This is a genomic window from Halomonas binhaiensis, assembly GCF_008329985.2.
Classification (GTDB): Bacteria; Pseudomonadota; Gammaproteobacteria; order Pseudomonadales; family Halomonadaceae; genus Halomonas; species Halomonas binhaiensis.
In genome coordinates, this window is the sequence record NZ_CP038437.2 from 2804327 (window position 1) to 2815568 (window position 11242).

Consider the following 11242-nt stretch of genomic DNA (forward strand, 5'->3'; position numbering starts at 1 on the left):
GGGCAGCTCATAACCGTGGAACTACCCTGAAGGAAAGACAATGAACGACAACATCTTTACTGGCTGCATTCCTGCTCTGATGACGCCCTGCACTGCCGACCGCCAGCCGGACTTTGATGCCTTGGTCGCCAAGGGACGCGAACTGGTCGATCTCGGCATGAGCGGTGTCGTCTACTGTGGCTCCATGGGCGACTGGCCGCTACTGACCGAAGCTCAGCGCCAGGAAGGTGTGGCACGCCTGGTCGAAGCCGGCATTCCCACCATTGTCGGCACCGGTGCCGTCAACTCCAGGGAAGCCGTGTCGCATGCAGCTCATGCAGCCAAGGTCGGCGCCCACGGCCTGATGGTCATTCCTCGCGTGCTGTCGCGTGGCGCCTCCCTTAGCGCCCAGAAAGCACACTTCTCCGCCATTCTCGATGCCGCGCCTGATCTGCCGGCGGTGATCTACAACAGTCCTTACTATGGTTTCGCCACTCGCGCCGAGCTGTTCTTCGAGCTGCGTCGCGAACATCCCAACCTGATCGGCTTCAAGGAATTCGGCGGTGCCGACGACCTGCGCTACGCGGCCGAAAACATCACCTCTCAGGATGATCAGGTCACGCTGATGGTCGGCGTGGATACCACTGTCTACCACGGCTTCGTCAACTGCGGTGCCACCGGCGCCATTACTGGCATCGGCAATGCCCTGCCACGCGAAGTACTCAAGCTGGTGGAACTCAGCAAGAAGGCCGCCAAGGGCGATGTACAGGCTCGCCGACTGGCCCAGGAACTCGAGGAGGCTCTCGGTGTGCTTTCCTCCTTCGACGAAGGCGCGGACCTGGTGCTCTATTACAAGCACCTGATGGTGCTCAACGGCGACAATGAGTACACCCTGCACTTCAACGAGAGCGATCAGCTCAGCGAGGCCCAGCGCCGCTACGTCGAGGCCCAGTACGACTTGTTCCGCAGCTGGTACGCCCAATGGTCGGCCTCGCTGAATATCGCCTGAGCGCCACCACTCGTTACTCATCCATCGCCCCGGCACCAGCCGGGGCTCTGGCAGGAGTCCCCCATGTCCCAGCCGTCCCCGACCATGCATCGCATGACGCTCGACGACGCTGCTGTGCTCGCCCGGGCCGTTCTCATTCGCCAGGGCTTCAACGCAGAACAGTCGCAGGCACTCACGCGTGCCGTCATCGCCGGCGAGCGTGACGCCTGCCACTCTCACGGTCTCTACCGGCTGCTCAACTGCGTGTCCACCCTCGCCGCTGGAAAGGTCGTCGCCGACGCCCAGCCCGAGGTACATGATCAGGCGCCAGGCATCGTGCGCGTCGATGCCAAGGGCGGGTTCTCTCAGCTGGCGTTCGAAGCCGGTTTACCGGTGCTTGCCACCAAGGCTCGAGAGCAGGGTATCGCCGCCCTGGCGATCAACCACTGTGTGCACTTTTCCGCCTTGTGGATCGAAGTCGAGGCCATCACCGAGCTTGGCCTGGTAGGCCTGGCCTGCAACCCGAGCCATGCCTGGGTGGCACCAGCGGGTGGCACTCGGCCGCTGCTCGGCACCAATCCATTGGCATTCGGCTGGCCACGCCCCGACGGCCAGCCACCTTACCTGTTCGACTTCGCCACCAGCGCCATTGCGCGGGGCGACATCGAACTATACCGCCGAGAGCAGAGACCTATTCCGGAAGGCTGGGGCATCGACCGTCATGGCCAGCCGAGCCAAGATGCTGCCGCCGTTCTCGACGGAGCCCTGCTGACCTTCGGCGGCCACAAGGGCTCCGCTCTGGCCACCATGATCGAACTGATCGCTGGTCCACTGATCGGCGATCTCACCAGTGCCGAATCACTGGCCCACGACGACGGGGCTGGTGGCTCGCCCTACCATGGCGAACTGATCATCGCCATGGATCCAGAGCGCTTTCTGGGAGATACCCGTGAGCACTACATGCGCCGGGGCGAAGCCCTGTTCGATGCCATCATCGACCAGGATGCTCGCCTGCCCTCACAACGGCGCTACGCCGCCCGCGAACGTACCCGACGGGAAGGTATCCATCTTCCCGACCACCTTTACCGAGAACTGGTCGAGTTGAGCTGAACCCGGCCTGTTCCCCTCCTCCCACCAAGGAGACAAGCATGATTCTGGAAGGCAAGATGCTGATTGGCCAGAGCGCCATCCACGGCAGCCGTGATCCCATCCACGCTATCGATCCGGCCAGCAATGAACGCCTGTCGCCGGCTTACCCCGGCGGTACGGAGGCTGATGTCGAACGCGCCTGCGAGCTGGCCTGGGCGGCCTTCGATCATTTCCGCGAGACCTCGCCAGAAGCCCGCGCCCATTTCCTCGAGACGATCGCCGAGGAGATCGAGGCCATCGGTGATGCGCTGATCGAGCGCGCCATGCTGGAGTCTGGCCTGCCGCGTGCCCGTCTGGAAGGCGAGCGCGGTCGTACCTGCGGCCAGCTACGCCTGTTTGCCCGTGTGGTACGCGATGGTGAGTGGCTCGACGTACGCATCGACCCGGCACTGCCCGAGCGCCAGCCACTGCCGCGGGTCGATCTGCGCCAGCGTCATATTGGCCTTGGACCGGTGACGGTCTTCGGCGCCAGCAACTTCCCGCTGGCGTTCTCGGTCGCCGGCGGCGACACCGCCTCTGCCCTGGCCGCGGGTTGCCCGGTCATCGTCAAGGCCCATTCCGCTCACCCTGGCACCAGCGAGCTGGTCGGCCGTGCCGTGCAGCGTGCGGTGGCGAAGTGCGAACTACCGGAAGGTGTGTTCTCGCTGCTCTACGGCTCCGGTCGTGAAGTCGGCCAGGCACTGGTCGCCGATCCCCGCATCAAGGCCGTCGGCTTCACCGGTTCGCGTAGTGGCGGCACCGCCCTGATGAAGACCGCCCAGAATCGTCCCGAGCCGATCCCGGTCTACGCCGAGATGAGCTCGATCAACCCGGTATTCTTGCTGCCGGAAGCACTCAAGGCGCGTGGCACAGCCCTCGGTGAAGCCTTCGTCGCGTCGCTGACTATGGGTGCCGGCCAGTTCTGCACCAACCCCGGCCTGGTGATCGCCATCGATGGTCCGGAACTCGACGCCTTTGTTGCGGCGGCCGGTGAAGCCATCAAGGTAGCGGCGGCCCAGACCATGCTGACGCCGGGCATTTTCGAGGCCTACGAAAGTGGCGTCAGCGGCTTCAGCGCCAGCGACAAGGCAACCGAAGTGGCACGAGGTCTGCGCGGAGAAGGTCCCAACCAATGTCAGGCAGGCCTGTTCACGGTCAGGGCCGCTGACTTCCTTGCTGATGAGGCACTGCAGGCCGAGATTTTCGGTTCCACCTCGCTGGTGGTGAAGTGTGCCGACCTTGATGAGGTCAAGAGTGTCGCCGAACACCTCGAAGGTCAGCTGACCGCGACCTTACAGATGGACGATGGTGATCTCGATGTGGCTCGTAAACTGCTGCCGATCCTTGAGCGCCGCGCCGGCCGGGTGATGGCCAACGGCTGGCCGACTGGCGTGGAAGTCTGCGATGCCATGGTACATGGCGGACCCTTCCCCGCTACCTCTGATCCACGCAGCACCTCCGTGGGTACCGCTGCCATTCAGCGCTTCCTGCGCCCGGTGTGCTATCAGGATCTGCCCGATGCCCTGCTGCCGACGGCGCTCAAGCACGACAACCCGCTGTCGCTACGTCGCCTGGTCAACGGTCAGCGCGAAAGCTGACCCTCCTTTTTATTTATACTTTTTATACCTGTTATACCTGTTATACCTGTTATAGCTGCCTCTTCATGCCTGCCACCCGTCCCGGGGTGGCAGTGCATGATAGCGGACCCAGGTCGTGCACTGCCTTGTGTCATGGACTTTTATTACCGTTTGTATAAAGTGTGCAATACCCCCCCCAACGCCAGAGACAGGCTATGGCAACATTCAAGACAAGAGCCCAGTTCGTCGCCGACGATCTGCGCCAACGCATTCTCGGCGGCGAGTTTCCGGGCGGCACCCAGCTACGCCAGGACGCGCTGGCCAGCGATTACGACGTCAGCCGCATTCCGGTTCGCGAGGCGCTGCTGACCCTGGAATCCGAAGGACTGGTCGAGTTTCATGCCCATCGCGGTGCTTTTACCACCGAGCTGTCGGTGGCCAAGATTCGCGAACTGTTCGACCTGCGCGTACTGCTGGAAACCTACGTGCTGCGCCATGCCATTGCCGAACTGACCGAGGCAGACCTGAAGAAGGCCGAGGACATCCTGAGCAAGTATGACAAAGCCCTGGACAGTGGCGGCGAGATCGACAACTGGAGCGAGTACAACTTCGCCTTTCATCAAGCGCTGTACGCTCCCGCCAATCTGCCGGAAACCCTGTCGTTGATCAGTCAACTCAACACCAAGTCCGACCGCTACATTCGTATGCAGTTGCTCTACACCCAGGAGATCGAGAAGGCCGAACGAGAACACCACGGGTTGCTCGACATGGCACGCAAAGGCCAGACCGATGAGGCCTGCGAGCTGCTGAAAGTGCATATTCAAGAAGCCTGCGCGGGCATCGTGACTCTGCTTGAGGAACGCGCCAAACGCGCCGAGCCTCTCTAAAGTCATGGCCGGCCCTTCTCTATATCAGGTCCTTTTCTATATCAGGTCCTTTTCTATATCGAACCCTGCTCTATATGCAGGGTTCCTCTTCCTGTGACGGGGAGCCTTGCATGACCGAGGCAACCCTCGGCCATGCCCTCGCCTTGCCGATCTGATAGCCATGCTCAATAACCATGCCCAATAGCCAGCCTGGCGCCCAAGCCAATGGGCCAGGGCATGCGCTCCCATGGCCATGCCATGCGGTAAGCCAGTAGCCTGATCGCACCACATCGCATCTACATCACACCTACACTGCAGTCGCCAGATCTCTCGCTCCCGACGACATGCTTCCCCCAAACATCCTTTTCTCTCGACTTTAGTCGCAGTCGCTATTGCTGTGCTATATCAACCATATTATATTTTATACAATCGACAAAACGACAATCACCACTGCAATAGGAGCCTCCATGGGTCCACCCAACCAGGTCGACGGCAACGCTGCTCCCCAGGTCGACATCACCGTCGTCGGTGCCGGTATCATCGGTATCTGCTGCGCCCTGGCGCTGGCTCGGCAAGGCCTCAAGGTTCAGGTGCTGGACAAGCAAGCACCGGGAATGGGGGCTTCCTTCGGCAATGCTGGACACATGGCCACCGAGCAAGTGTTTCCCATCGCAGATGCTTCAATTCTCACCCGTCTTCCCGGCATGCTGATGGACCCGATGGGACCACTGCGCCTGGACTGGCGACACTTGCCCCGTGCGCTACCCTGGTTCACTCGCCTGCTGCTCAACCTGCGCCAGGCACCTTACGCCCATAGTGTGCGCGGCATTCGTGCCCTCAACGAAGTCAGCCTCTGCGCCTGGCATAAGCTGCTGGATACCGCCGGGGGGCGACATCTACTGAAGAGTGATGGCTCCTTTCTCGTTCACGAGACGCCAGACACGGCAACCGAGCTCCAAGCGATCAAGGCCCGGATGGCGGATCACGGTGTAACAGTGGAAGCATGGAAAGGCGACGCCATCCGCGAACGTGCTCCCGAACTTTCCGCCAGGGTTCAAGGCGGCCTCTTCTTCCCGGACACAGGGCATGTGGTCAACCCTTACAGCGTCTCTGAATTGCTGGTCGCTGCAGCACGTCAGCACGGGGTGTGCTTTCACCAGCGGGAAGTGACTCGGGCACGGCTCAGCGAGCATGGCGTCACCCTGACCACCGCGGATTCGGGGACCATCCAGACACCTCGCGTACTGCTGGCCTGCGGCGCTCACTCCGCCCCCTTGACCGCCGAACTCACCGGCGTGCGCGTCCCACTGGACACGGAACGCGGCTACCACCTCATGCTGCCTCGGGAAGCCCACCGTCTACCACTGGCAGTCACTTCACTGGAGCGCCGCTTCATCATGACCCCGATGCGTGAGGGACTGCGCCTGGCCGGTACCGTCGAGTTTGCTGGTCTGCAGCGCCCAGCCAATATGCAGCGCGCCTGGCAGCTCCATCGCCTCACCCAGGGACTATTCCGTGACCCACTCAGCGCCGAAGGCGCCACCCCCTGGATGGGATTCCGCCCTTCGCTGCCGGATTCGCTACCCATCATCGACAGCGTGCAGCACGGCAAGGTACTGCTGGCCTTTGGTCATCACCACCTTGGCCTGACCCAGGCGGCCATCACTGCCGAAATGATTGCCACCCTGGCAACCCCGGAACGTACCCCCTCGTTTCAGTCACTCCCCGAGCCGGCACCCTATCGGCTCAATCGCTTCTGATCCGTATCCCCACGACGCTCAATCACACGACCTGTAACACCACAACAAGATCCAAGGAGACATCATGTCCGCAACCAAGGCTTCCGCAAGGCTGCCCAGCATGACAGAGGTGCTGGCCGTCATGATCGGGTTCATTGCCATCATGTTCCTCAGCATCAATGTCCTCGGGCTGCCGATCCAGCTCGCCCTCTTCGCCTCCTGGTTCCTGGTCATGGCCCTCGGGCTCAAGCTGAAGATCAGCTACGACGACATGCAGAAGGGACTGATAGACGGCATCCATAACGGTATGGAAGCCGTGCTGGTGCTGACCACTGTCGGCGCACTGATCGGTACCTGGATTGCCGGTGGCATCGTACCCAGCATCATCTATTACGGTCTGATGGTCATGAATCCACAGATCTTCCTGTTCGCGGCCTTTATCATCTGCGCCCTGACCTCGCTGGCCACCGGCACCTCCTTCGGTACCGCAGGGACCGCTGGCGTCGCTATGATGGGAATCGGCCACAGCTTCGGCATTCCTCTGCCGCTGGTGGCCGGTGCCGTCATCTCCGGTGCCTATGTCGGCGACAAGATGTCCCCGCTTTCCGACACCACTGTCATGACGGCCTCTCTGTGTAAGGTCAGCCTCGTCGACCACATTCGTTCCATGATGCTGGTCAGCGCGCCAGCCATACTGATTGCCTCGATCCTGTTCGTGGTCGTCGGCTTCTTCTACATCAGTGGCGACGTCGATACCTCGCGCGCCACCGTGGCCATGCAGGCGTTGGAGAACCACTTCACCATCAGCCCGTGGCTGCTGATGCCGGCAGTGATCGTCATCGCCCTGCTGACACGCCGCTTTCCAGCCATTCCGGTCATCACCTTCGGCGCCGTGCTCGGTAGCCTGTGCGCCTGGTGGGCCCAAGGCGTCGGCCCCATCGATGCTATCCGCATCGCCTACGTCGGCAACGCCATGCACTCCGATGTCGAGTTCCTCAACACCCTGCTAAACCGCGGCGGTATCGAGTCCATGCTCAGTGTGGTTGCACTGATTCTGTTTGCTCTCGGCCTCGGTGGTCTGATGGACCGGGTCGGCATTCTCAAGACGATCAGCAATGGTTTCCTGAGTTGGGCCAACAACCCCGGTCGACTGACGCTCTCGACCATGCTTGGCGGCTTTTTCGGCAACTTCTTCGGCGGTGCCGCCTATGTCTCCCTGATCACCGCCAGTACGATCACCGAGAAAAGTTACGACGACCAGGGCATCGACCGGCGGGTACTCTCGCGCAATGCAGAAGCCGGTGGCACCGTGACCACTCCGATGGTGCCCTGGACCGACGGCGGCGTTTTCATGGCCACCACTCTCGGCGTCTCGACCATGGCCTACCTGCCCTTCCTCTGGTATCACATGCTGGTCATCGCCATCTCGCTCTTCTACGGTTACGCCAACATCGCCATTTGGCGCACCAAGGTTGATCAGGACAGTACCGATCAGCCCAGCCCCCAGCCAGCCTCATTCTGATAGCAGCATGCCTGCATGAGCACCAAAGCCCCCAGCTGGGGGCTTTGGTGTCTACGCTATCTAGGCTTGGAGCACACGCTCGGTGGCGTTCAGCTTGAACGAGGGGAGAAATCAATAAATTCTAAAGGTGGCGCACAGTAACTCGTACACCAAGTGTTCGCTTTTGCTCCAGTGTCAATCTGGAGAGCTGAGAGAAATGAAGTTGAAAGAATGATCTGAAAAGAAACCAATAGCTCCTCTCAGGAACAGGTCGGGCACTTCTTGCTTTAACAATCCACAAGGCAATCAACAGCATCCAGAACTGAAAAAAGCGACCTGCAATCTGGAATTGCAAGTCGCTTATTTAATTTACTCTAATGCATACGAAATGGCGATGCTAGATGCAGCGATCGATGCTCCGGCTAATATCGCTGCACCTGTCAAGGGAGCAGTTGCAATAGCCAATCCAACAAACCCAACGGCAGCCCCTACAGATACCGCATAACTTGTATCGGATGAGACTCCCCCACTGACATGATCCAGTTCATCAGAGCTGAGCTCAAATATGGTGACATCTGATATGTCATGATTGGCTTCAATATGTTTCATGAATTTACCTACTTTTATTTATGTAATTAAATTGTGAGAAAGTTGATAGCATCAGCGACTCACATTCTTAGGTACAATCTAACGTCAGAATCATCATGAGCAATACAGGACTTCACACCTCCAAACTTCTTTAAACACCCAGCTCCTTTATTTGTCAATGTTGTCACATAGAATAACCGCAATGCTTTATGCTATTCGGCACCACTCTTTCTCGATCAAGTATCCGGCGATAGGAGAGAAAAATGAATGAACTATTAAACAGCAGCGGCAAGCATGAAGCTTGATTCACGATTCGATTTAGCCGTTAACCATTACATGGCCCAAGGTGGTTTCCACACCAACCACCGTCTAGCGACTCCTAGCAAAATAATCCGCATACCCTGAGTCCCACGCATGTATTCCCGAGCTGTCAGCAACTCAGGACGGCATGATGCGAATATTGCACGATCTTATCAAAACCCGGCAGCCTGCTAGCTCGCTATCGAACCCGTCAGGTCAGTCACTCGCCTCTTTGAAACTTACCAGGCGGTGCTTCTTTTCGTCCCACAGGACCAGGCGCACAGATGCGAAGCTCTGCCATAGAGTGAGGCGTCCGATACCACGCAGTTCGGGATAGTCGCGCAGCACATCGGGCAGGCGGTAGAAAGGAATGCGGCTACATAGATGATGGACATGGTGCACTCCGATGTTAGCGGTGAACCAGCGCAAGATGCCAGGCAGATCGTAGTGCGAGCTACCATGCAGCGCTGCCTTCTGGAAGGTCCAGTCAGGGTCGTGCTCCCAGAAAGTGTCCTCGAACTGGTGCTGAACATAGAAGAGCCAGACACCAATCGTTCCAGCGAGCTGCGTGATCGGCAACTGCACGAGCAGGAAGGGGACGATGCCCGCCATCCACATCATGGCGGAGACGAGGACCAGGATTGCCGCATTGGTCATCATGGTGCTCAGCCAAGGCATCCAACCTGCACGCATGAAGCCTACCGGCAGTCGATTATCTAGCAGGAATATGTACGCAGGGCCGAGAACGAAGAGGATGAAAGGATGGCGATAGAGGCGGTAACGCATCCTCTCCTTACGAGGCAGGTCAAAAAATTCCTCGACTGTCAGGGTGTCGATACCTCCGATACGCGGGCGGTCCAGATTGCCAGAATGAGCATGATGGTACCTGTGAGTATGTCGCCAGAAGTCGAAGGGAGTCAGGGTCAGCACGCCGATCGCCCGTCCGACCCAGTCATTGGCACGCCTTGAGAGAAAGAAGGCACCATGGCTGCAGTCATGCTGGATCATGAACAACCTCACGAGAAAACCTGCAGCAGGCAGAGTGAACACCAGGCCGAGCCAATGGCCAGCGCTCAGTACCACACAGGAGAGGGTCCAGAAAAAGACGAAAGGAATCAGCGTGACCAGCAGCTCGATGACGCTACGTGCGATGCGTGGCGTGCGATAGTCTCCCAAGGCACGCATGAGCGCGCGCGGTTCGCTGGTAAGGTCGATTTTCTCCCCTAGGTTTTCCATCTGCAGGTTCCTGTCAGGGCCGGTACGCCATGCCAAGGTCCGCGGCCTCAGCGGAGAACGTGCCAGGAAGTTCGAGATCACGGTTTAGGATATGCCGAGGGGTAGTGAAGTGTATGTGCGCTTGCGTACACTGGTAATATGTTGTGGCGGGACAGGTTCCACCCTGCCGAATTCGTTGACACCTTCGATCCTGCCCAAAGCACGACATAGGCCAAGAGGCGGCTACTGCTTGATGGCTTCACCAATAAGGATGAAACCGCTCGTCCCTCGACATCAAATGCGTCCGTTACGATAATGTTGAGCAGACCAGCAAACAGCACAACTTGAAAGCCCCTTCCGGTGGAGAAGATGCATGACCGAAAGCCTTTCATTTGAGAAAAACCAGCTGCTAGCGGCCCTATCCAGTGAGGTCAAGCAACGGCTATTTCCCCTGCTTGAACCGGTAAACCTTTCCTTGGGGCAGGTATTGCACGAATCAGGCGGCGAGCTGACCCATGTCTATTTACCCATCGATGCCATCGTGTCACTGCTCTACGTGACAGAGAACGGGGCGTCCGCGGAGATTGCGATAGTGGGTAACGAAGGCCTTGTCGGTATTGCCGTCTTCATGGGCGGCGAAAGCACCACCAGCCGAGCCATTGTACAAAGTGCCGGCCAGGCGCTGCGGTTGCCCGTGAATCAGCTCAAGGATGAGTTCAACCGCCATGGTGAAATGCTGCATTTACTGTTGCGCTATACCCAGGCACTGATCACCCAGATGGCCCAAACGGCGGTATGCAACCGCCACCACTTGATCGACCAGCAGCTATGCCGCTGGTTGCTATTATCCCTGGACCGGCTACCCGACAACCGGTTGAACATGACCCAAGAACTGATCGCCAACATGTTAGGAGTGCGCCGTGAGGGGGTCACCGAGGCAGCCGGAAAATTACATAAACTAGGTATCATCGAATATCGCCGTGGGCATATTACGGTGCTCGACAGACCCCGGCTCGAGCAGCGTTGCTGTGAGTGCTACGCTGTGGTCAAAAAGGAAAGTGATCGCCTGATGCCCTATTGCACCAACACGCAATGACCCCAGTAATGTTCAACTGACAGACATAGACTCGCCCGTTTTTCAGATTTTGTTGAGCTACATGCTCATGAGTTCTTCGCCCCCAAGAGCCAGCTCAGGAGCTCATCTGGATTAGCGTAGGTGGCAACTGCAGGCATGAGTGCACCTAAAGCCACTGGCCCGTGACCGGGACTACGCATGATGCCCGGCCACAAGGTCCTTGGTACACAGGTGGCCGCAAAGATTTTCCATCAAAGTCTCTCAGTGACGCCATCTGTGCAATGCA

9 protein-coding genes are annotated in these 11242 nt (G+C 58.9%); 7 read left to right on the forward strand and 2 right to left on the reverse strand.

The genetic code is table 11. The features are described from left to right. Positions 1–40: 40 nt before the first annotated feature. From E4T21_RS12345 to nhaC, 6 genes are all read left to right on the forward strand, one after another. The gene (locus E4T21_RS12345) at positions 41–988 is read left to right on the forward strand and encodes a dihydrodipicolinate synthase family protein (protein ID WP_149285281.1); all 948 of its coding nucleotides are present in this window, start codon (positions 41–43) and stop codon (positions 986–988) included. Positions 989–1051: 63 nt separating this feature from the next. Then, on the forward strand, positions 1052–2077 hold the full coding sequence (locus E4T21_RS12350) for an Ldh family oxidoreductase (protein WP_205423384.1): 1026 nt from the start codon (positions 1052–1054) through the stop codon (positions 2075–2077). A gap of 38 nt (positions 2078–2115) precedes the next feature. Next, positions 2116–3693 carry an aldehyde dehydrogenase (NADP(+)) gene (locus E4T21_RS12355; protein ID WP_149285282.1) on the forward strand — a complete coding sequence of 526 codons (1578 nt, stop codon included), beginning with the start codon at positions 2116–2118 and terminating at the stop codon, positions 3691–3693. A 194-nt stretch (positions 3694–3887) separates the two neighbouring features. Further along, entirely contained in the window at positions 3888–4559 is a 672-nt protein-coding gene (locus E4T21_RS12360; RefSeq protein WP_149285284.1) for a GntR family transcriptional regulator, read from the forward strand. A 446-nt stretch (positions 4560–5005) separates the two neighbouring features. After that, the gene (locus E4T21_RS12365; protein ID WP_149285286.1) at positions 5006–6298 is read left to right on the forward strand and encodes an NAD(P)/FAD-dependent oxidoreductase; all 1293 of its coding nucleotides are present in this window, start codon (positions 5006–5008) and stop codon (positions 6296–6298) included. Positions 6299–6362: 64 nt separating this feature from the next. Further along, a complete protein-coding gene (gene nhaC / locus E4T21_RS12370; protein WP_149285288.1) occupies positions 6363–7799 on the forward strand; it encodes a Na+/H+ antiporter NhaC in 1437 nt (478 codons plus the stop codon). A 348-nt stretch (positions 7800–8147) separates the two neighbouring features. Here the strand turns inward: nhaC and E4T21_RS12375 are convergent, their stop codons facing one another. Both E4T21_RS12375 and E4T21_RS12380 read right to left on the reverse strand, forming a co-directional pair. Then, positions 8148–8387: a hypothetical protein gene (locus E4T21_RS12375; protein ID WP_149285290.1), complete on the reverse strand. Its 240-nt coding sequence runs from the start codon at positions 8385–8387 to the stop codon at positions 8148–8150. Between the two features lie 495 nt (positions 8388–8882). Continuing rightward, positions 8883–9902, reverse strand: coding sequence for a fatty acid desaturase (locus E4T21_RS12380; protein ID WP_149285293.1), 1020 nt, complete (start codon positions 9900–9902; stop codon positions 8883–8885). Positions 9903–10254: 352 nt separating this feature from the next. Here E4T21_RS12380 and E4T21_RS12385 point away from each other — a divergent pair, with 352 nt between their 5' ends. Beyond that, complete coding sequence (locus E4T21_RS12385) at positions 10255–10977, forward strand: Crp/Fnr family transcriptional regulator (RefSeq protein ID WP_149285295.1); 723 nt, start codon at positions 10255–10257, stop codon at positions 10975–10977. The last annotated feature ends 265 nt before the right edge of the window (positions 10978–11242 follow it).